Source organism: Nitrospira sp., assembly GCA_016715825.1.
Taxonomy (GTDB): Bacteria; Nitrospirota; Nitrospiria; order Nitrospirales; family Nitrospiraceae; genus Nitrospira_D.
Genome location: JADJXO010000002.1, coordinates 90,138 through 111,667, shown reverse-complemented (window position 1 = coordinate 111,667; position 21,530 = coordinate 90,138). Strand labels below are relative to the sequence as shown.

The following is a 21,530-nucleotide window of genomic DNA, read 5'->3' as shown; positions in this document are numbered from 1 at the left end:
TACTATCTGCAGAATTCTGTCATAAGGTGAAGGAAGGCAGGACCGCGTCAGCCGCTTTCCTGTGTGCGGGATTCGAGGAAGTCTATCAGGGCTCGATAGGTGAGCTCTCGCGTTTGGTCTTTGCTGAGGTTCCGTACCGCAAGGTTTCTCTCTAGCCAAACGTGGTTGGAAATCTGTTTGACCGCCTGGTTACAACAGGTCCACATCTCGTGGAGAAACCCGTCGGGCAATCCAACTTGGACCCCTTCCGATTCGATGCGGTCGTCCAGAAGGGCGAGAAGATCTGATATGGCTTGGTCCGGTCTGTAGGCGGGCGGAGTGAAGCCAAACTGTTCTTGTGATTGTGCTTCTTGCTTCGCCTGGTCAACAAGGTCCTGCATATACTCTTTCAGGAGGCCGATGATGTGGCCGGAGAAGACAACGCGTGGTTCCATGTGCCATTATCAGGGTTCTGTAGGGCTGGAGCAACCCCAGGTGCGTGGTAGAAGCGGACAGATATTGCTCTATTATGCGGACTGTTCGGAGGCGCTGTTACGTGGGACAAAGATTAGGGCGGGGGTACATCGTGCTGCCAGGCTGATGAAGTTGCACCTGCATGGGATACAGAAAATTAGGCAGGGTCGATGTACCCGCGCACTATATAGTCTACACCTTTTTCTGCGTCCTACAACGCCGAAGATGGCCTTAGAAGTGAGGCCGTTTGGAGGTAGGCGAGAGCAGGAGCAAGTGGAGTTGGCATACACTGTATAGTGAAAGGGGAAGCCATAGCATATTCCCATCTTGTTTAGGGTGAGAGGGGTGATGCTTGATGGGGCAGCACGTATATCTTACGTTCTCGTCGTACCCTGTGAGCCAGACGAGAACCCAATTGTGGTCCGAGGCTAGAGGAGTCGCATATTGCAAGAGCGGTTTGAGATAGCCCTGAACACGCCGGCTGGGCAGATTGCCAGTGCCGTGGACGTTCCCACTGGAAATGTCTCGGTTAGTGCTGTTGTGCCATTGATGAGGAGTCTGGGAGAGGAGGCTCAAGCGCTGGAGGTGGTTCGCTCACTCGAATCGGGTAAGCCCGTCTCCTGCCATAAGGGCTGTGCTGCCTGCTGCCGGATGCTGGTACCCCTCTCGGGCCCAGAAGCCTTTGCGTTGCGAGATTGGATCCGTTCTCGGCCGACGGATGAACAAGAGCATATTGCGGGTCGGTTTTCTGAAGCAAAGACACGTCTGCTTGCGCAGGGTGTGTGGGGGCAGCTCGCTGCGCTGTGCGAGTCGCCGCTAACAACAGACGATGACACGCTGGAAGGTGTGAATCGGAGTTACTATGCCTTGCGGCTGCCATGTCCATTCCTAGAAGAAGAGATGTGTACGATCTATGACCAACGTCCGGCCGCATGTCGGGAGCTGCTTGTAACCTCACCGGCTGATCGGTGTGATGACCTGACCGAGAATCCCATCGACCCCGTTCCTGTGCCGATACAGGTGAGTACAGTTTTAGGATTGGTGTGGCAAGAATTGACAACGGATCCTACAAGGTTGATCCCCCTTCCACTGGCATTGGAATGGGCCGAGCGGCATGATGAACAGAGTCGTCGTATGTGGAGGGGGGGCGAGTTGTTTGATCAAGCGTTGGACAAGACCTGGCGTTTCTTAGGCCAAGCCTTTGCGAACAGCGACAAGAATCCTACGAAATCGTGACGGCTGCGGAGGAGGTTTTCATACATGAGCACGGAGAGACGAGATGCGTGAGCCAGTGGTAGTGTGTTTGGATCTTGAAGGGGTGCTGGTGCCTGAGATCTGGATTAACGTGGCGGTGAAGACTGGGATCGAAGAGTTGAAGGTCACCACGCGTGAGATGCCTGATTACGACAAGCTGATGGGGCAGCGGCTGAAGATACTGGACAGGCATCATCTTAAGATCAACGACATTCAAGCCGTGATCGCCAAGATGGGACCGTTAGACGGGGCGGGCGAATTTATCGCGTGGCTTCGTGAACGGTACCAAGTCGTGATCCTATCCGATACGTTCTATCAGTTTGCCGAACCACTGATGCGACAACTCGGTTTCCCGACTCTCTTTTGTAATCAACTGGAGATTGACAGGAGTGGACGGATCATCGCGTATCACATGCGGATGGTTGACCCGAAAAGACATGCCGTGGCCGCTTTCAAATCCCTAAATTTCCGTACCATTGCGGCTGGTGATTCCTATAATGATACGGCGATGCTGGCTGAGGCCGATGCTGGGTTTTTCTTTAGGCCCCCTGAGCATTTACCGAAAGAGTTCCCACAGTTTCCAGTGACTCAGACGTACGATGAACTTCAGGGTCGATTTGAAAGTGCGGGGTCGTAAGCAGTCAGGAATAGATGCGGGTGTGATCATACAATGAAGTGTGGGACTGGCTCATGAGACGCCTAAAAGTTGATCCAGAGTTGAGCGTAGGCCCAATCTTGACCAACGGCTCTGCGTCCTAGATTGTGTGAAACATAGGAACCAGGCCAGAAATGACCATAACCGGCTTGAAAAGCGACGAGGCCTTGCATGAAAAAATGGGTCCAGACGAAATTGATTTCATCACCCACATGCGTCTTGGTGTTGTCAGGCCTGGAATAGACATAAACACCTTGACTGGCGCGATACCAATTATCCTTCGCGTTTGCCAGATGCAAGTTCGTGTACCAGATTTCAATGTGATCATTCTGGGTCGCGCGCGCCTGGAAATTGCCTGAGAAACTCATCATGTTCTTCCATGCCATGACATCCATGTACCCCATGTGGATATGATTCGTTGGGAAGAGATTTTCAAATGTGTTGGCGGTTTTGCACGAGCCGTAGGCCGCATTTAATGTACAGTTCGCCCGACCGTCTCCAGAGGCATAGTCGAAGTTAAAGGCGAGGCGAGGCTTTCCTGGCATCTTGAACGCGGTATAGCCAATCCAGTTTCTGGTTGCCCAGGCATTGATGTGGAGACATTTCCCCTCACCTCCTGGGTTGCCACACAAGCTGCTGGCGCTGTCAGCAGTGTCTCCCATTTGTCCAAACTGGTAGGCGATTTCATTGGAAAAATCGAAGCCGCCCTTCTTGACGGCTATGCGGTTCCCAATTGTATGGCGGGTTTGGTTCCCATGCTTGGGTGTCCCGAGACCCTGGGCATTATTGCCATCTGCGCCGAGATTGTTCTTGTAATAGATGTAGAAGGGTTCGACCAGAGCCCAGGGGATGGTCTTGATTTGGTTATAGAACACCAGCATGTCGACTTCGCCCTGTGCGTTTTTGGCCTGACCTGTTCCGGGTAGATTTGGCCCTCCGCTACCGAGAGGGGCACCCTGAGGGAGATCGGTCTCGGCAAGTCGATACCAGCCGAACGAAGAGTCGATGATATCAGTGCTGTAGTTTGTCGTGATTCCGTCGAAGGAGAAACCAGTGTTGGCCCAATCGAAGTGGCCGAGCAAACTTTGGTCTCCGAAGACCAAGTATTGTCGGCCAGCCTTGAGGCCGAGGCCCTTGATTCCGGCAAAGTTGCGAATCAGCATGTAGCCCGCTCGAATTCCAAGGGAACACGTTGATTTCCCACTGCTGAGGGCAGGGCCACACGTATGGGAAATTGGGTCTTGGTTACCTCCCCATGTACGGGAATCAATCAACTCGAGATAGAAATTGATATCAGGAGACAAGTCATAGCCGATACCAAAACGGGTGAGCTGTTGAACGAATTGATCGTTGGCTTTGCCGATCAGACTATTCGGGGACCCCAGGGGCGCATTACACTCTCCGGCGCTTCCGATACCACTTCCAAAACAGACATTATTTCGGTATTCAGGACGAACACGCATGTCGGCGCGGATCCAAAGATTGCGAATATCGAAATTGCGGCCGATCCTTGGGTCAAAGAGTTCGTAGGCCTCTTTTTGGGGAATACCTCGACCGATGACGATTGGATTGGTAATTTTTTCTCCTTCGGGCAGTTCAAACACAGCGTCGGCTGTGGCTGCGAATGTTAGGAGAAAGCAGAGAGTGATGAGGGTGCTGTACGTCTTCGTCCGAATGCTCGACATGATGTGTTCTCCGATCGAGGTTACGGTGTCAGTGCCTTCGCGTAGGTAATAATCGCCTAAGCGGTGCCCATTGACAGGATCAAAGCAGCCAATGCTTGTCTTCATCCCCGATGCAATCGCGGGTTGGACCGCCCGTAGTAGCGAGCAAGGGGCTTGAGCTACGTGAAGGTCGTCGGGGGAGATCCTTGCGAGGTAGAATCTAGTAGAGCAGGTCTATCGTCGATATCTGTGTCATTTACATCTCAGTATGGTGCGTTAGTTTCTTGTATCAGGCGGGCCCGACTTGCCGGCCGTCTCGTCACTTTCTTCTGCAGATCGACCTGCGGCAGTAATCTCTTCCTCCGCTTCTTTTATAGAAGCTTGGAAGTCTTGCTCGACTGTTTTAACCTCCTGCTGGATAAGATTAAGCTCGGGTTCCACTGACTTTCGGAGATCATCCGCAGTATCTTTAAAACCCTTGATAGCCTTTCCAACTTGCCTTCCAACCTCCGGTAGCTGTTTAGGTCCGAAGAGAAGGAATGCGATGATCAGGATGATTAAGATCTCGCTTGTACCCAGTCCGAACATGGTTCACAGTGGCTCAGCTATGCTGACGGTGTAGTGGGCTCCAGCCGTCACGCGTCAGCTGGGCAATCAACCTTGCTTCATCTGGCCCGGTTGGGTCGTTTGCTGACCGGGCGATCGCGATGATTCCGCTTCGGTCGTGGTCTGGCCAGATGGAGCAGTCTGGGATTGGGCGTGTTGGGATTGTTCTCCAGGTGTCACATCGATCGCGTCAGCCTCATGGACCGATTTTTTAAATCCCTTGATGGCCTTGCCGAGGCCTTCTCCTAGTTGTGGGAGTTTGCCGGCGCCGAAAATGATCAACACAATGATCAAGATCAGCAGTAACTCCATCCAGCCAAATGAACCGAACATCGATACCTCACACCCACATTTTGGACGGTCGGTTATGCACGACAGGGACCTGCTTCGACTTCCGGAATCCTAAAACTGTTCGGCTGGAGGCTATAGAAGATCGTATGACAAAGTCAAGCGGGGGATGGAGAAAAAGCCGTTAGGATGGTTGGATAATGCCTCCCCCGAGGACCTTATCCTGGTGGTAGAAAACAGCAGATTGTCCTGGGCTGATCGCTCGCTGTGGGTGGTGAAATCGGACCCCAAGGCTGGAGGTTCCGAGTGGTGAAACGGTCGCGGGTGTTGCAGGTGTCGCATAGCGAAGTTTGACGTGGACTTCGGTTTCGCCTTGGGTGAGTCGTGGATTGAGGAGATTGAGATCTGACACCGTGCACTCCTTCTTGTAGAGAGAGTCTTCTGGGCCGAGCAGGACTGTGTTGGTGAAGGGATTGACTTGCTGAACATAGAGGCGTTGACCGGTGGCAATGCCGAGACCTCGGCGCTGACCAGGTGTGTAGAAGGCAATGCCGTCATGTTCGCCGAGCGGCACTCCAGCTTCGTTAATAAAGAGGCCTGATCTCTTGGCTGTGGGCCGCTCCTGCTGGATAAAGGTTCGATAGTCGCCCTGAGTCACGAAACAAATCTCCTGGCTTTCCTTCAGCTCGTCTGGTGGTAGGCCCAAGGCTTCTGCCTCTTCCCATACCGTTGACTTATGAAGGTCACCAACGGGGAAGAGGAGCTTCTGCAACCACTGACGGTGGAGCCTATAGAGAAAGTACGTTTGATCCTTGCGGTGATCAACGGCTCGACAAAGAACCGGAAGGGGGCCATCCATCGTGACCTGAGCATAGTGACCCGTCGCAACATAGTCGAAGCCTTGGGTGGTTGCCAGGTCGATGAGGGTCCGGATCTTGACTCGTTCATTACAGCGAACACAGGGGTTGGGTGTTGTGCCGGTCGTGTAGCCAGAAAGAAAATCGTCGATCACACCGGCCCGAAATGTCTCACGGGCATCAAGGACATTGTGGGGAATATGGAGACGCTTAGCGACGTGTTTCGCAATCCCTACCTTGCAGCAGCCTCGCTCTTGCCATTTTTTCGAGGTGGCGACGGAGTTGTCCTCGTGTTCCCATACTTGGAGGGTGATTCCGTGGACATGATAACCCTGGCGAACCAGTAATGCCGCTGCGACGGAGCTGTCAACTCCACCGCTCATTCCAAGAAGAACGGAGGGACGATTCATAGTGTTGGTATTGTAGCGGGAGGAGTACGTGAAGAGCTAGAGGTCGGAGGCCCGCATCCTGGCACGGTGGCTGGAAAAGTCGTAGCCGTGCTTGGATGGCGAAGGCTGCTCCTCAACCCATTTATGAGCCCCCATATCACACATCCCGTGGAAGTGGGCCCCATCTTCTATTGAAATGCCGGGGGTTCGAATATCTCCGATCAGGACACCATGTTTCTGTATTAAGATCTTGGCCGTTGCAGTCACGGTTCCATTGATCTTGCCACTGGTCATCAGCGTTCCCACGGAGATAATCCCTTTGACTGTAGCTTGTTCACCGACGATCAAGGTTCCTGTGGTACGCACCTCGCCCTCCACGCGTCCATCGATACGGATCGTACCATCAAAGTTGACGACTCCTTTGAAATCCACTCCTTTCGCAAGGAACGTGAAATTTTCGCTGTCGCCTGGCTCCGGAACCTGCTTTTCGCCTATGGCCCACATGAGGGTTCCCAGCTCCTTGTAGCAAAAAACTGATGAGGCGTACTCTTTACTGCGTCATCTGGTTCACGAAGGTGCCCACTCGTAGTACGTTGAGGTGAAGGAGTAGCGCATCGCTAGCCGTTCACTTTTCGGAGAGGGACCTCGCCGACTGTTCCGACTGGGTGGAGCACCGTGTCCCGTTGGATCGCTCGAACAGGTTGTTCCATCTCCAAAGTTCCGTTAAAGAGAACACCTTCTTCGATGGAAAGCATCGGAGTGGTGACCCCTCCATCGATCATGGCGGGAGCTCGCAGCTTCATCTTATCTTTGGCATGAATGTCGCCGGTGATTTTTCCCTTGCACACGATCGTACCCGCGGTCACTTTTGCTGTGATCACAGCGTCTTCCCCGACCAGTAAAACTCCTTCAGTGTGGATTTCTCCGTCGAGGGTTCCATCAATTCGGACCGTTCCGGGATAGGTAATCGTACCTTTGAAAACGACCCCCTTACCAATAAACGCACTGACATCTTGTCCGGCATCGGACCGCGTGGATTCGAAACCTGGTACAGGACCATCAAGGTCCACCTCATCAGAGCGTCTGCCATCCTGCTTGTCCTTCCACATACGGTCGCCTCCTCTCCCTGCGTGGGATAGCGGTGAGTAGCCGAATAATGAGTTCGTTCCCGTTAGGTGTCGTATCGGTCGGTCCTGCCAAGATATTTAGCGTTGAGAAGTGAAAAAACGCAAATAGATGTGATTTTTTGGCCAGGAGTTAGGCATTGCGGGGGAAGATTCAGGATGGGCTAGCTAAGGATAATATCGACAACGCCGTCAAGCTCTTCCTTTGAGAAGCAATGAATCACGAGGCGTGCTCCCTGCTTTTCAGGTTGGACGGTCACTTTTGTGCCAAGGCGCTTCTGGAGTCGAGTCTCGAGATCCGCCCAGAGTGAGGTGTGTGCAGGGAGGGGGCGACGTGTATTTGTCGCAAGAGAACGAGCAATCAGTTTTTCTGTGGCTCGGACGGAAAGGGAGGTGGAGACTACCATCTTCCCAAGGCGGAGTTGCTCTTCAGACGAGGGGAGGCTGAGTAGCACTTTGGCGTGACCGGCTGATAGGCGTCCGGCTTCAACGAGCGCCTGGAGTTCTGGATGCAGGTGTGTGAGACGAATAAAGTTTGCGACGGATGACCGATCGCGTCCGACTTTGAGCGCAATGGCGTCCTGTGTGAGACCGAATTCCTTCATCATTCGGGTATAGGCACGTGCGGTTTCCATTGGGTTCAAGTCTTCTCGTTGGATATTTTCGATCAGGGCGAGCAATAAGGATTCCTGATCGGAGCAATTCTTAATAATCACGGGGATCGTCTCAAGGCCTGCCTCTTTGGAGGCCCGCCAACGGCGTTCTCCGGCGATGAGCTCATAGGTGCCGTCACCCTTACGCCGCACGACGATTGGCTGCAGAACACCGCTTTCCTTAATGGAGGCGGCGAGGTGAGCGAGTTCTTCCTCCGGAAAGTGCTGGCGAGGCTGATAACGATTTGGCACAATAGCGTCGATCCGGAGCCGTTGAATATCGGGTCCCTCGGCGGAGAGGGTGACCTTGGCGGGTGCTAACAGGGCTCCAAGGCCCTTACCGAGCGCTTTCTTCTCCATGAGCTATAAACTCCTTAGCTAGAAGTATGTACGATTGGGATCCTGCGGACGCAGCATTGTACAAGATTCCAGGCCGACCGTAACTCGGCGCTTCTGCAAGGGCGACATTGCGAGGAATGACGGCTTGATAGACTTTGTGGACGAAGTGGGATCGGATTTGCTCGGTCACCTGTCGGGCCAAGCTGTTGCGTGAATCGTACATGGTCAAGACGATTCCTTGAATTTCCAAGCTTTGGTTCACGGATTGCCTGATAAGTTCAATGCTGTCAATAAGGCGTGAGAGGCCTTCCATAGCGTAGTATTCACACTGCACCGGTATGAGGACTGAATCAGCAGCCGTCAGGGCATTGAGAGTCAACACGCCAAGGGCTGGTGGGCAGTCAACAAAAATCAGATCATACCGTTGCCGTATGTCACCAATTATTGATCTCAGGTGTCCCTCACGCTCTTCAAGATTGGCAAGTTCGACTTCAGCCCCCGCAAGATCTGCGTTGGCTGGAAGCAGTGAAAGCCCTTGGATAGTTGTTGCGAGAGAAGCTTCTTGGATCGAAGTATTTTTCACAAGACAGGTGTACGTGGTTTTCGTCAAGGATCGCTGATCTATTCCTAAGCCACTTGTTGCATTCCCCTGAGGGTCCATATCAATGAGGAGGACAGATTTTCCCTCAAGTGCGATGGCGGCAGAAAGATTGATAGCTGTCGTTGTCTTTCCAACGCCTCCTTTTTGGTTTGCTATTGCGATGACTTTTGCCATTAAGGTACCCCCGGATCGGAATCATGTTCCACGTGGAACAACAAATATGATCGTCAAGGCGATGGTGAGAAAATAGAGATATGCCTTCTCCCGAGTCTTTTTGGAAGATCGAAGGAATAGTCGTTTAACAACCGCCATGGTTTAAGAAAATCGAGTCCACTCATGGACCTGGAAGAATAGAATATTGCGGCTCCGCCAGGGTGGAGGAGCTTAGAGCCGGACTGCAGAATAAGATTCAATTTCAGCGCACGCGTTGTGATGTAATCATAAGAATCGGTACCGCGGCTCTGGGATACAAACTGATCAAGCGTTCCCTCAAATATCTCCATATCTTCTAGCTGAAAGGTTCCGACAAGAAACCGAAGGAAAGAGGTTTTTTTTGAGGCTGGTTCTACTAGCGTGATCCGAAGATCAGGTCTAACAATTTTCAGGGGAACTCCAGGAAAGCCTGCTCCAGTTCCTACGTCAAGAAGACGACTGCCAGACCGCATTTCCACAGCATTCAGCACGGCAAATGAGTCAACGAAATGCTTAATAACGATTTCTTCATCAGAAGTGATGCCAGTTAGGTTGAAGGTTTGATTCCAAGTCTTAAGATGCCATAAATAGGCCACGAATCTTTTGACCTGTTCGTTATTAAGAGAAAGTCCAATACCTGAAGAACATGCATGAACTAAGCGGTGGAGATCGAGTTCATGTTCCACGTGGAACAATTACGCTGATGCTCATGGAAGGTCAATAGTAAAGGGATAGGGTAAGGATACTTCACGACACTGCGGAGCGATTTGATAGGTCTTGTCGTTTCAGTTTTTCAATTGTCACAAGCAGTAAGGATATGGCAGCTGGGGTTACGCCTGAAATACGAGCGGCTTGTCCAATTGTTTCAGGGCGGACTCTATTCAACCGCTCTTTTACCTCATGAGAAAATCCAGATATAGCATCATAATTGAACGTATGGGGAATCAACTTCCGTTCAAATCTCTTGAACTTCTCGACCTGTTGGATCTGTCTCCGCACATAGCCTTCATACTTGATTTGAAGCTCCACTTCATTAGCGGTCTCCTCGTCATTCAGAATCGATTCACCAAAAAACTCGACGAGATCACGATAGGTGGCTTCTTGCCGCTTAAGGAGTTGCGCCATAGTGAGGGTCGGTGAAGCGTCCTCCAGGTAGGTACCCTTGGCTTTCACGGAGTGTTCATCCGTGAATCGTGGCCTTGTCGCATTCAAACGCTCGATCTCCATTTCAATCGACTTCTTCTTCCCCAGGAGCTTTTCGTAAGCATCGTCTGGAATCAACCCGACGTCGTGTCCGATGTGCATCAAGCGCAGATCCGCATTGCTGTGACGCAGTAGGAGCCGGTATTCGGCTCGTGATGTAAACATGCGATAAGGCTCGTTCGTATCCTTTGTGATAAGGTCATCGATAAGAACACCGATGTAGGCTTGAGATCGGTCCAAAATTAAGGGAGGCTGTTGCCGAATCTTCAAGACAGCATTAATTCCTGAGAGCAAACCTTGTGCGGCGGCTTCTTCATATCCAGACGTACCGTTGATCTGCCCAGCGTGATAAAGACCACTCACCAATTTGGTCTCCAGTGTTCTGTAGAGTTGTCGAGGAGGGAAATAATCGTACTCAATTGCGTAACCGGGCTTGAGCATTTTGGCATGCTCCAATCCTGGAATCGTCCGCAACATTCCTGCCTGGACGTCAACTGGTAGGCTGGTTGAGATGCCATTGGGGTAGAACTCGTTGGTGTTAAGACCCTCCGGTTCGATAAAGATCTGATGTCGATTCTTATCTGAAAAACGTACGACCTTGTCTTCGATTGACGGACAATATCGAGGTCCTACTGAATCAATCGCGCCACTGTACAGTGGCGAGCGATCCAGGTTCTCCAGAATAACCTGATGGGTTTCAGGTCCGGTATAGGTCAAATGACATGCAACCTGGGTCGTCGTAACCTGCCGAGTTCGATAGGAGAACGCGGGTGGTGGGGTGTCGCCTGGTTGGGGAATCATGCTTGAGAAATCGATTGTGTCTTTGTCCAAACGAGGCGGGGTTCCAGTCTTGAGTCTCCCAGACTCAAACCCAAGATCGCGCATACAATCAGAAAGATGTTCTGCCGCTGCTTCCCCGGCGCGACCAGCTGGAAAATGGCTAAGTCCAATATGGATAAGACCCCTAAGGAAAGTACCTGATGTGAGAATGACGGCTCTCCCGTGGATCGTCTCACCACACCCGGTCACGATGCCAACAATTGAACCCTCAACGACGAGTAATCTGTCTACGACACCCTCCATCAACGTCAGGTGTTTCTCCTGCGCGAGTGTTTCCTGCATCGCCGTCCGATATAGCGACTTGTCGCATTGCGCCCGCAATGCACGCACGGCAGGACCCTTACTGGTATTGATGAATCGAAACTGGATGCCCGCTCGGTCGGTGTTGCGCCCCATTTCGCCACCGAGCGCATCAATTTCCTTTACCAGGTGTCCCTTAGCAATTCCTCCAATTGCTGGATTGCACGACATCTGTGCGATACGGCTTAACTCCATGGTCAAGAGCAACGTCCTCGTTCCCATTCTTGCCGCAGCCAGGGCTGCCTCGCACCCTGCATGGCCCCCGCCTACCACAATGACGTCAAAGGATGTCATGACAAGGTCTGCTACTTTCCAATGCAAAATTCTGAGAAAATGCGGTTCAATATATCATCCGACGTGATGTCGCCGACAACCTCTCCGAGCGCATCCGAGGCTCCTCGAAGATCCACCGCTACAAACTCAGGTTGGACATCACTACCAACTGACGTGAGCGCCTGATCGAGGGAACCCATCGCTCGTTCTAGGGCCAGGCGATGGCGTAAATTGGTAATGATTAACCCATCACTGGCTTCCAGCGAAGGACCCAAAAACAGTGCTTCGATCACTCGCTTCAACTCCTCCAACCCTTCTCCCGTTCGGACTGAGATCGGCACCACCGTGTAGGCGGTATCTTGAGAGAGCGCTTCGCAGAGCTGCACAACGGATCCGGAATTAACAAGGTCCATCTTGTTCACCACGATCACATCGTGATGCGCAAGACCCGGGGAGACGAACTCAGCGATAGCAGTCTTGCCCACCTCCGCTGCGTCTACAACATGAAGGACCAGATCGCTGTCCTCCTGAGCCATTCGCGATCGCCTGATGCCCTCCTGTTCAACTACATCGGAGGTATCACGGAGTCCCGCGGTATCGACAAATGTAAGTCGCAATCCTTGCCACTCTACAGAGTCTTCGATCAGATCTCGCGTGGTTCCGGGAATATCCGTTACAATCGCACGGTTCTCTTGGAGAAGAGCATTCAGCAAACTGGATTTTCCCACATTGGGTTTTCCGACAATCGCGATGCGGCCTCCTTCTCGCAAGATGCGACCCGTTTCCGCAGTCGAGACCATCCGTTGGATCTGCATTCGCGTGTCCTCGAGCGATGCAATTAGCTCCTGTCGTCCGACAAATGAGATATCTTCGTCAGAAAAATCAATCCCGGCCTCAACATGGGCCAGCATGGCCATCAGGGAATTTCGTAATCCGGTCACCTGCTGGCCGAGGGCACCGCGGAGGTGACGTTGGGCCATCTTCAGGCCAAGCTCCGATTTAGCTGTGATCGTATCTAACACGGCCTCAGCTTGGGACAGGTCCAGACGTCCGTTTAGGAATGCCCGTTTTGTGAATTCGCCCGGCTGAGCTAAACGGGCGCCAGCCACCACGCAAGCCTCGCAGACGCGCTTGAGAGCAATTCCGCTCCCGTGACAATGAATTTCAACAACATCCTCGCCCGTGAATGATCGCGGTCCTTTCATGTAGACGGCCAAACCTTGATCGATGAGATTCGAATGGAAACGGGCTTCATCAGGAGGTGACTCGTTGCGTGGAACAGTGTGAGGGGGACCGAAAATATCAACTGTACGAAGCATGTGGGATGCGGCAGCTTGAAAGGACTGATTGGAACGGAACCGTACGACTTTGTGGGCAACATGGGTGGCGTTCGGCCCGCTAATCCGAACAATTCCGATCCCTCCCTCGCCCACGGGAGTCGCGATGGCACAAATGGTATCGTCAGGTGATCCGTCGAGAGCCATGGTCCTGACCGTTCTTACGGTGTGAAACCCTACCAGAGTCGAAAGCAACCGAGGGATTTCATTTCTTTACGGTGGCGTTCTCTGCGCTGGGTAAAACAGGTCGATTCTTGAAGAAGAACCGATCAGTGACAAACTGCTGAACGATGCTCAATACATTGTTGGTGAGCCAGTACAGCACTAAACCGGCAGGAAAGTTAATAAACAGAAACGTCATGAACACGGGTAGCAGCAGCATGATTTTTGCCTGGTTCGGATCCATAGTGGTAGGCTGGATCTTTTGCATCACGAACATGCTGACTCCCATGATGATGGGGAGAATGTAGAAGGGGTCCTGCACGGATAAATCAGTAATCCAAAGGCCGAGAGGCGCTTGGCGTAAGTCGATGGTCATGTACAGGATATTGAACAGAGCCACGAATACCGGCATCTGTAACACCATCGGGAGACAACCCCCCACGGGATTCACTTTCTGATCGCGGTAGAGCTTGATGAGTTCCTTATTCAGGCGCTCTCGATCGTCCTTGAGCTTTTCCTGTAGCGCCATCACTTTGGGTTGAATGGTCTGCATCTGCTTCATAGACTTATAACTCTTGTACTGCAGAGGCACGAACAGCACTTTGATTCCCACCGTCAGGAGGATGATGGTCAACCCATAGTTATGCGTATATTCATTGATCCAGCGGAGAATATGGAAGATTGGCTTCGCGATCGCTCGAACCGTGTCCCAGCTCCCAAAAAGAAACCATCCGAAATCGATGGTATCTTCCAAGCCCTCGTGTAGGTTCTCAAGGGTGTCATGCTCCTTAGGACCAGCATAGAGCTGCAGGAGAAGCGGTGCCCCTGAACCATCAATTGGCAGACGAACAGCGGTCGAAACGAGTTTTTCACCCTGATTATTGGCTACTGTCGAGGAACCATTCTTCGGCATCAAGGCCGAAATGAAATACTTGTCCTGCAAGGCGACCCATTTTACGGTACCTTTGCGCTCCAACTCTGCGTCGGGCATGCCCTTTTCAATCTTGTCATCGACGAGCGATGCTGCCCCGACGGAACCGATGAACCCCTCGCCCCAGTCCACGATGCCAAAGTTCGTCCCCAATTCAACTTGAGTGGACGCCGATAACCCGTTCTGCACTAGTTCCATGTCCACCACATAGCTGTCGACATGAAAGGTGAACCGCTTTTCCAGTCGTGTTCCGCTTCCTGGGTTCTCATAGGAGAAGGTGACATGACCGGTTGGGTGCTCCTGATCCAATGTCGTGAAGTCCTTCGAGACGCGATAGATTCCCTGGCCTAACTCCTTTGTGAGCGCGGTGTCATCGGTTGTGACTGCCAAGGGCTGGGCGAACTTACTGCCTTGTCTGACGAGCTGAACCAGTGTTTCAGCCTCAGGGATGCTACGATACTCTTTGAGTTCCCAGCTTGTGAGGGTGGCCCCCCGACTCGTGAATTTGGCACGATACAGATTCGTTTCCACCTCGACCACTTCAGGTGCAGTAAGCTCCTTCCGGGCCGCCTGCGCGTTCACATTGTCGGTGATCAGTTTTGGAGAGGAATCTCCACTACCTGTCTGCAGGGGAGGAGCCTGAGACTCCAGACCTCCAGTACCTGCGTTAGAAGATAGTTCCTCGGTGGTCGTCTGATCACCCGGCTCGGACACAGTCGTTTCGGGGAGCAAACCAAGCTCAGTGAGCAGGTACTCGTATCCGAGAATAATTGTGACCGAAAGCGCCAGGAATACTATGACTCGCTTATCCATGAGAGAGTTATGCTTTCTTTAAAAAGATGGAATTGTCACTACTTGACCGGGTCTTCACCCCCGGGGTGGAAAGGATGACACTTCAGGAGCCGAATCAGGGCCAGCCCGAGGCCGTGCAACGCCCCGTACCGGGTAATCGCCTCTGACGCATATTGCGAGCACGTTGGGTCGAAGCGGCAATTTGGCCCGAGGAATGGGGAAATCACCATCCGGTAGCCTTGAATGAGCCATAAGCATAGGCGTCGCATATCACGACCTACCTTTTATACTGTGACGAAGAAGCTGCATGCGCTCCAGCGAAGATTTCCACGCATTGGTCAGTTCTTCCCTCGACTGCAAGAGAGCGTCACGTTTGGGAAATACGAGAAGCCCTCGGCCCGGTACCAAGTCCGGATACCATGCTCTGGCCAAGTCACGGAATACCCGCTTAGCTCGATTGCGCCGAACGGCGTTTCCGAATCGCCTTCCAACAATGATCCCCACTCGAGTGGGGGCCTCGTCCATCCTGCATGCGAGAAGATTGAAGAAGGTCGTAGAAAAACGACGCCCATGACGTTTGACGACTTCGATATCTCGGCTACTCCGTAAATAAATGTTCATGCGTCGAGGTGCCCTCGGCGCCATATGAAAAAGCCGATCCCTTCGTGGTACCCACTCGGAACAATCCTTATGGAAGCTACGAAGTGGTGGGTGGCCCTACACAGGGCAGCACGAAGAGAAGTGAGGCGCACACCGAAGAACACCGCTGATCAGGCACACGGTGTCTAGACGGTCAACCGTGCTCGTCCTTTTGCCCGCCGCCGGGCCAAGACTTTACGACCGTTCTTGGTGCTCATGCGCTTTCTAAATCCATGCTCACGCTTCTTTTTGAGGTTGGACGGCTGTTGAAATGTAAACGACATGGTTCTCCTTCCGCTCTCCAACAATTAGGATTCTGTTTAAAAATGAACGGTGAATTATAGGTGAGGCACTACGAGGAGTCAATTTCGTGTTCGCCGCAACTATAACACAAATTTGGATTCCATACTGCCATAGTCTGACCGGATGATTTCCGATTGAGGTCTTTTTGCAATCGACTGCCGAAACGCCACAAACCGTACCGTCGTCTCCTAGTTGACTTCTTTCTAAATATGCGAAATAGATTGTATACTAAAAAGGAACCAGCCAGGCTGTTGGCATCGAGCTTGCTAGTCTCCAACAGTTGGCATCCCATGGTAGATTGAATCGTGCGCAGGCTTGCAAGCAAGCCCTTAAGGAGGACCCATAGCTATGCAGAGCAGAGTATCCCTCGTAGCCATCGCTCTTATGATTGTCGCGACAGCGGGATGTGCCGACCCGCCTACAGAACAAATCCAAGAAGCCGAGAAAGCGCTCAACGATGCACGGGAAAGCGGAGCATCCACCTATTCCCCGGATGACTATGCAAAGCTCGAAGGGACGCTCGATGCCATCAAGAAAGAAGTGTCGGAACAAGATGGAAAATTTGCTTTGTTCAGGGACTATGGAAAAGCGCAGCAATTATCCGTCTCCGCGAAAGCCGACAGCGAACGAATAAAGGTGGTCACTGCGCAGAAAAAGGAAGAGGGCAGGGCCGCTGCCATGCAGGCCCAGCAAGTCGCTGAAGAAGCCGTGAGGGCCGCCCAAGAGTTGGCCGCCAAAGCACCGGTAGGAAAAGATCGCGCTGCAGTAGAAGCGATAAGGAACGATATCGAAGGACTTAAGTCGTTGTTGAAACAGGTGCAGGAATCCATCGACAAGGAAGATTACCCGGCCGCGCAGACGCAGGCCAAGGCTATCAATGAGATGAGCCAAGGAGTTCAGAGCGAACTCCAGCAGGCTCTGGCGAAGGTAGGAAGAGGCAAGTCGGCTCGTTCAAGCAGACACTAACAGGCCGCCATGGACGTTGGTCAGCTCAATCGGCTGCTCACATCAGCCCTCTGTATGTTCTCCCTTTCCGGTTGTGTCCAGGCCGTTCCTCCGGACCTCCTCACGGCTCTTGAATCCATTGACCAGGATCTGATTGTGTTGCGGGCTCCAGAAACCGCACCTGAGGAGTACGGTTCGTTCGTGCGACAGTGGATCGTGCTGAAGACCCGCGCCGAACTGGACGATGACCTCATTCGATGGCCGTGGGAAACAAGCGAGCTCGAGAACGAGCTCAGAGGGTTATATCTCCGAGGTGAGCGTACCGTTTCCCAGCTCCATGATCGGAAGGTCGCTCAGCAGCGCGAAGTACGATCACGAGTGGAGGGCCTTGAGGATCAACTTTCCCATCTCACCTCACAGGTTGAGGCTATCGACGGCCGCATCGTGTTAGGGGCGCAAATCGTCCACACGCACCACCTTGTGAGACAAGCTCGCTCGTTCTTGGAAACAGAGGATTACCAACGCGCCCTACACCTGGCCGAACAGGCGGACCAAGCACTTCTGAACCAGACAACATTGTTACGTGAAGAACTGGGACGATATGCCGATCCAAAGCGGATCGCCTCTTGGCAGACCATGGCGCGACAGACCATCGAGTGGTCACGAACCTACCAATCACCGGCGATCGTTGTGAGCAAAGCCGACCGCCAACTGACTCTCTATCTAAACGGACGGAAAGCGTTATCATACCCAGTACGATTGGGGTTCAACGGCATACGAGAAAAACAGGTTCAGGGTGACGGAGCGACCCCGGAAGGCCGCTATCGCGTGACTGATAAGCGCGGGCCTGGGCAAACGCAGTTCTACCGAGCCCTCGTCCTGGACTATCCTAATGCCGAGGATCGTCGCCGGTTCAACCTATCCAAGAAAACCGGGAAGATCGCCCCTGGAAGAGGCATAGGTGGCCTCATCGAAGTCCATGGTGTGGAGAACGAATCGGCGGAGCAGACGCTGGGCTGCGTCATGTTGGAAAATCCCAATATGGCCATCCTCTTTGAACGGGTCTCTGTCGGCACTCCGATCACCATCGTCGGTGCCTTAACTGAAGCCAATGCTGTAGCACGAGCTCTGTCTTCTCTGACGAAGCGCGGAGCGGAGATCTGAACGGAGGGCCATGGGTCGGGTCATTCTTGCTGGTACAGCAGTAGCGGTTCTTATCATCTGGATCGCCATGGCTCCGGACGCCAGGATTACTACCTCCATCCCCACTAAGGCCGTTCATCGGCCCGTTATTCGGGATGTATCAAACTTACGTGCCCTGCAAGCCAAGTATAAGACACTCTCCACACAGCTCTCCAAGCTACGGCCGAACCAACCGTATATCTTGGTGGATACGGCGCGAAACCGGCTCTACGTCAAGCGTCACGGAGAGGTGGTTCTGGACGCCATCGCCTCCACCGGCAGTGGAACCATCCTTGACAAACCCGGGGGGGATGCCGATCAGTGGATTTTTGATACGCCGCGCGGAGAATTCCTTGTGCGGTCGAAACTCACAAAACCCACGTGGATCAAGCCTGATTGGGCCTTTATCGAAGAAGGGCTCGGAGTCCCGCAGAATACGGCGGATCGTGCTGAGGAGGGTGTTCTTGGTGATTATGCCCTAGGATTTGGGAAGGGGTATTTTATTCATGGGACCCTCTACACACGATTGCTCGGGAAAAATGTGACGCATGGATGTATTCGCCTCAACGATAACGATCTTAAAGGTGTCTACACCCTCGCCCGTGTTGGGACGCCGATCATGATCTTTTGATTCCTCTGAACCCACAAACCTTTCATAGAGCTCTCTGTGCTCTCTTCCTGTTCCTTACACCGACCACCAGCAGTTGGGGTAATGATCTCGAGGCCTTTCCTAACCTTAATCTCAATGATCCGGGGAGTGTGAAAGAAGCCGCGCGGGTTCTGGAGGAAGAACTCAAACTTGCGGTTCGCCCTCAAACCTACGTCCTGATCGATCTCGCTGAAAAAACCATTTACATCAAGGGACGAGGGCTGGAACTGCATCATATGCCAATTAGTCAGTGGACTGTCAAAGCCCCAGGCACATTGACCGGGGTTCACCGCTTGGTAGCTCGGCCCTCGGTCGTTCGTCGTAAAATTGAGCCCGGAAAGAGTGCGGAGCAAGATCCGATCTCGCTGGCTGACATGCCGGCGGACTACGACTTGTCGTTTGCGTCCGGGCTGACGATCGTTGTGGCCTCCTCAGCCGCAAAGGACAGTCTTGTGCAGGGCATCGCCTTCATGGGGAAAGCGTGGTGGCGTCGAGTGAAAAACTGGGCCAGCGCCATCGGCCAGGATTCCTCGATACCGCCGGCTCATCTGGAATTAACGATCTCCGTTGGTCATGCACAGTCTCTCGCCTGGTCGCTGGTCGATGGGATGGCTATCATCATACGACGACCAACCGATACATAATCAGTTGATGCGTGCCTAGTTAGGCAGGTCTGGTTTGACAAAAGACCACATGATGACAGCATATTGGTGTCCAGGACCGACGAAACAGGAACGTTGCGAACGAAAAACCCCACCAGGTTTGTAGCACGACCATTTCTATCCATCAGACCACGGAACGGAATACTAAACACAGCTAGGTAAGACCCGCCAGAGACCAAGGCTCAGGCCGATCGGCTATTTCCTGTCGACTCAACATTTTACTGATATAAAGAGATGTTCCGTGAGTCCCCGCTCTTACTTTCATGATCGAAAGCACTACGTAACTCGAAAGAGGGGTTGCATGTCTCGATCAAAATCGGTACACCTCGCGCCGATCAAATGATTCCATTTTCATTCTTGAGCTGGGTCTCCAGGACGCAAGTTGGGAAGAAAGTTCAATTTCAACCAAAAGGATCCTAAGCGTATGGCGGAGCACACAACCAAAGAGCAGGAATCGGGAGAATTGTATGGGAGTGAAAGAAAAGCGAAGGAGCAGAAGCAATCCGCACTCGGTATGAGCCGGCGAGGGTTTCTTACAACATCAAGTCGATTCGCGATGGCCGCGTTGGCCGGCAGCGCCGTCAGTGTCGGGAGTGAATCGAAGCTCGCCCACGCCTTCAGAGGCGGTGATCACCGTCGAGACCGAGAGGGAATTCAACGGCGCAACGAAGCATTTCAAGTCCGCCAACAGGCGGCTGTTGCGCAACATCAATTGCCGGTGGTTCCGCATCCAACAAACGGCGACGACGACCGATACCACAACAAAATTGCCAGCTACACGAAAGGCTTACCGCATAACCAGCTCGGTGAAGTCGACCTCTCGGCCTATGATAGGCTGATCAAGGCGTTGGACAGTGAACGAGCCGGAGATTTCGATGCAATCCCGCTGGGATGCCAAGATCCGACGAGGCGCAAACTTGTGTGCCCGCAAGCCGGAGCGGCCTTCGACCTGGAAGCGACGGATTGTCAGCAACTCTTCATGCCGTCGGCACCGGCCTTCAACAGCGCAGAACGGGCGGCGGAGGCCGTCGAGCTCTACTGGATGGCTCTGACGCGTGACGTCCCCTTCCACTCCTACGTGTCGGATCCGACGGCGCTGGCTGCGGCGGACGAACTCTCTGGGTTGACCAAATTCACCGGCCCCAAACAGAATGGTTCCGTCAGGGCCGATACCCTCTTCCGCGGGGCGACACCGGGCGATCTCACAGGCCCTTATATCTCGCAATTCTTGTTCAAACCAGCTCGATTCGGCGTACAAGAACTCTCGCAAAAGTTTGCCATCTACGCCCAAGGCATCGAGTTCATGACCACCTATGACGACTGGCTTGCCATTCAGAACGGCTGCGGGCCGACGGCCTCACGCCAGTTCGGTCCCACTCGCTATATCCTGACCGGGCGAGACCTCGCCACCTATGTGCACACTGATGTCAGCTATCAGGCTTATTTGAATGCCTGTCTGATCCTGTTGGGAATGGGTGCTCCACTGAACCCCGGTAATCCGTATCGAAGTTCCCAGACGCAGGTGGGGCATTCCACGTTCGGCACTCCGCACATCATGACGCTGGTGGCCGAAGTCGCCACGCGAGCGCTCAAAGCGGTATGGTTCCAGAAATGGTATGTCCATCGGCTCCTCCGCCCGGAAACCTTCGGTGGCCGTCTGCATAACGTCATGGTGAATGGTGCCGGATATCCCATCCATGCCCAAGTATTAACTTCCTATGCTGTGAAAGAAGTGGGGAAGCGCAACGGCACCTATCTACTCCCGCAAGCCTATCCGGAGGGATCACCGACCCATCCGTCTTATGCGGCAGGCCATGCGGCCATCGCTGGCGCCTGCGCTACCATCCTCAAGGCCTTCTTCGATGAAACGTTCATCATCCCCAACCCGGAAATTCCATCAGAGGAGGGCAGTACATTGGTCCCCTACAACGGGCAACTGACGGTCGGCGGAGAATTGAACAAACTCGCGGCGAATATTTCCAACGGTCGCAACTTTGCAGGCATTCATTGGCGGAAGGATTTCGTGGAAGGAGCGAAGCTCGGCGAAGATGTGGCCATCAGCCTTCTGCGCGACCAGCGCTACACCTTCAACGAACCATTCTCCGGCTTCACATTCACGAAATTCGACGGCACCCAGATTACCGTTTAAACAATACCCGGCAAGGACGAACATCCCTCCTTGCCGGCTTCTCCACTCACTCGTGCAGGCAGCAGTCCTCTACCGACACCGATAGGCA

The 21,530-nt window shown here is 53.0% G+C and carries 23 protein-coding genes; 7 read left to right on the top strand and 16 right to left on the bottom strand.

What is annotated here, in order from left to right:
- Nucleotides 1-47 precede the first annotated feature (47 nt).
- Nucleotides 48-434 (bottom strand): hypothetical protein, encoded by a 387-nt coding sequence (locus tag IPM58_06595; GenBank protein ID MBK9306751.1) that lies wholly within the window; start codon nt 432-434, stop codon nt 48-50.
- 460 nt (nt 435-894) lie between these two features.
- On the opposite strand from IPM58_06595, the gene IPM58_06590 reads away from it, so the two are divergent.
- Together IPM58_06590 and thrH are read left to right on the top strand one after the other, a co-directional pair.
- Nucleotides 895-1,689 (top strand): YkgJ family cysteine cluster protein, encoded by a 795-nt coding sequence (locus IPM58_06590; protein MBK9306750.1) that lies wholly within the window; start codon nt 895-897, stop codon nt 1,687-1,689.
- Between the two features lie 43 nt (nt 1,690-1,732).
- Nucleotides 1,733-2,344 carry a bifunctional phosphoserine phosphatase/homoserine phosphotransferase ThrH gene (gene thrH / locus IPM58_06585; GenBank protein MBK9306749.1) on the top strand — a complete coding sequence of 204 codons (612 nt, stop codon included), beginning with the start codon at nt 1,733-1,735 and terminating at the stop codon, nt 2,342-2,344.
- Nucleotides 2,345-2,406: 62 nt separating this feature from the next.
- Here the strand turns inward: thrH and IPM58_06580 are convergent, their stop codons facing one another.
- The 15 genes from IPM58_06580 to rpmH form a co-directional block, all read right to left on the bottom strand.
- Nucleotides 2,407-4,047: an alginate export family protein gene (locus IPM58_06580; GenBank protein MBK9306748.1), complete on the bottom strand. Its 1,641-nt coding sequence runs from the start codon at nt 4,045-4,047 to the stop codon at nt 2,407-2,409.
- Between the two features lie 255 nt (nt 4,048-4,302).
- Complete coding sequence (locus IPM58_06575; protein MBK9306747.1) at nt 4,303-4,614, bottom strand: twin-arginine translocase TatA/TatE family subunit; 312 nt, start codon at nt 4,612-4,614, stop codon at nt 4,303-4,305.
- 66 nt (nt 4,615-4,680) lie between these two features.
- Nucleotides 4,681-4,965, bottom strand: coding sequence for a twin-arginine translocase TatA/TatE family subunit (gene tatA / locus IPM58_06570; protein ID MBK9306746.1), 285 nt, complete (start codon nt 4,963-4,965; stop codon nt 4,681-4,683).
- Nucleotides 4,966-5,104: 139 nt separating this feature from the next.
- The gene (mnmA, locus tag IPM58_06565; protein ID MBK9306745.1) at nt 5,105-6,187 is read right to left on the bottom strand and encodes a tRNA 2-thiouridine(34) synthase MnmA; all 1,083 of its coding nucleotides are present in this window, start codon (nt 6,185-6,187) and stop codon (nt 5,105-5,107) included.
- A gap of 36 nt (nt 6,188-6,223) precedes the next feature.
- The gene (locus tag IPM58_06560; protein ID MBK9306744.1) at nt 6,224-6,670 is read right to left on the bottom strand and encodes a polymer-forming cytoskeletal protein; all 447 of its coding nucleotides are present in this window, start codon (nt 6,668-6,670) and stop codon (nt 6,224-6,226) included.
- Between the two features lie 113 nt (nt 6,671-6,783).
- Nucleotides 6,784-7,275 carry a polymer-forming cytoskeletal protein gene (locus tag IPM58_06555; GenBank protein MBK9306743.1) on the bottom strand — a complete coding sequence of 164 codons (492 nt, stop codon included), beginning with the start codon at nt 7,273-7,275 and terminating at the stop codon, nt 6,784-6,786.
- A gap of 179 nt (nt 7,276-7,454) precedes the next feature.
- Nucleotides 7,455-8,303 carry a ParB/RepB/Spo0J family partition protein gene (locus IPM58_06550; GenBank protein MBK9306742.1) on the bottom strand — a complete coding sequence of 283 codons (849 nt, stop codon included), beginning with the start codon at nt 8,301-8,303 and terminating at the stop codon, nt 7,455-7,457.
- A complete protein-coding gene (locus tag IPM58_06545) occupies nt 8,281-9,057 on the bottom strand; it encodes a ParA family protein (protein ID MBK9306741.1) in 777 nt (258 codons plus the stop codon). The genes IPM58_06550 and IPM58_06545 overlap by 23 nt, the downstream gene beginning before the upstream one ends.
- 53 nt (nt 9,058-9,110) lie before the next feature.
- Nucleotides 9,111-9,761, bottom strand: coding sequence for a 16S rRNA (guanine(527)-N(7))-methyltransferase RsmG (gene rsmG, locus IPM58_06540; GenBank protein ID MBK9306740.1), 651 nt, complete (start codon nt 9,759-9,761; stop codon nt 9,111-9,113).
- Nucleotides 9,762-9,822: 61 nt separating this feature from the next.
- On the bottom strand, nt 9,823-11,712 hold the full coding sequence (mnmG, locus tag IPM58_06535; protein ID MBK9306739.1) for a tRNA uridine-5-carboxymethylaminomethyl(34) synthesis enzyme MnmG: 1,890 nt from the start codon (nt 11,710-11,712) through the stop codon (nt 9,823-9,825).
- Nucleotides 11,713-11,723: 11 nt separating this feature from the next.
- Entirely contained in the window at nt 11,724-13,175 is a 1,452-nt protein-coding gene (gene mnmE, locus IPM58_06530) for a tRNA uridine-5-carboxymethylaminomethyl(34) synthesis GTPase MnmE (GenBank protein MBK9306738.1), read from the bottom strand.
- A 58-nt stretch (nt 13,176-13,233) separates the two neighbouring features.
- Nucleotides 13,234-14,934: a membrane protein insertase YidC gene (gene yidC, locus IPM58_06525; protein MBK9306737.1), complete on the bottom strand. Its 1,701-nt coding sequence runs from the start codon at nt 14,932-14,934 to the stop codon at nt 13,234-13,236.
- Nucleotides 14,935-14,972: 38 nt separating this feature from the next.
- Entirely contained in the window at nt 14,973-15,182 is a 210-nt protein-coding gene (gene yidD / locus IPM58_06520; protein ID MBK9306736.1) for a membrane protein insertion efficiency factor YidD, read from the bottom strand.
- A 1-nt stretch (nt 15,183) separates the two neighbouring features.
- Nucleotides 15,184-15,534: a ribonuclease P protein component gene (gene rnpA / locus IPM58_06515; protein ID MBK9306735.1), complete on the bottom strand. Its 351-nt coding sequence runs from the start codon at nt 15,532-15,534 to the stop codon at nt 15,184-15,186.
- A 164-nt stretch (nt 15,535-15,698) separates the two neighbouring features.
- A complete protein-coding gene (rpmH, locus tag IPM58_06510) occupies nt 15,699-15,836 on the bottom strand; it encodes a 50S ribosomal protein L34 (protein ID MBK9306734.1) in 138 nt (45 codons plus the stop codon).
- Between the two features lie 367 nt (nt 15,837-16,203).
- On the opposite strand from rpmH, the gene IPM58_06505 reads away from it, so the two are divergent.
- The 5 genes from IPM58_06505 (at nt 16,204) to IPM58_06485 (ending at nt 21,442) form a co-directional block, all read left to right on the top strand.
- A complete protein-coding gene (locus IPM58_06505) occupies nt 16,204-16,821 on the top strand; it encodes a DUF4398 domain-containing protein (GenBank protein ID MBK9306733.1) in 618 nt (205 codons plus the stop codon).
- Nucleotides 16,822-16,830: 9 nt separating this feature from the next.
- Nucleotides 16,831-17,964, top strand: a complete 1,134-nt coding sequence (locus IPM58_06500; GenBank protein ID MBK9306732.1) for a L,D-transpeptidase — start codon at nt 16,831-16,833, stop codon at nt 17,962-17,964.
- A gap of 10 nt (nt 17,965-17,974) precedes the next feature.
- Nucleotides 17,975-18,613 carry a L,D-transpeptidase gene (locus tag IPM58_06495; protein MBK9306731.1) on the top strand — a complete coding sequence of 213 codons (639 nt, stop codon included), beginning with the start codon at nt 17,975-17,977 and terminating at the stop codon, nt 18,611-18,613.
- A 128-nt stretch (nt 18,614-18,741) separates the two neighbouring features.
- Complete coding sequence (locus IPM58_06490) at nt 18,742-19,275, top strand: hypothetical protein (GenBank protein MBK9306730.1); 534 nt, start codon at nt 18,742-18,744, stop codon at nt 19,273-19,275.
- A gap of 670 nt (nt 19,276-19,945) precedes the next feature.
- On the top strand, nt 19,946-21,442 hold the full coding sequence (locus IPM58_06485) for a vanadium-dependent haloperoxidase (protein ID MBK9306729.1): 1,497 nt from the start codon (nt 19,946-19,948) through the stop codon (nt 21,440-21,442).
- Nucleotides 21,443-21,530: the final 88 nt, after the last annotated feature.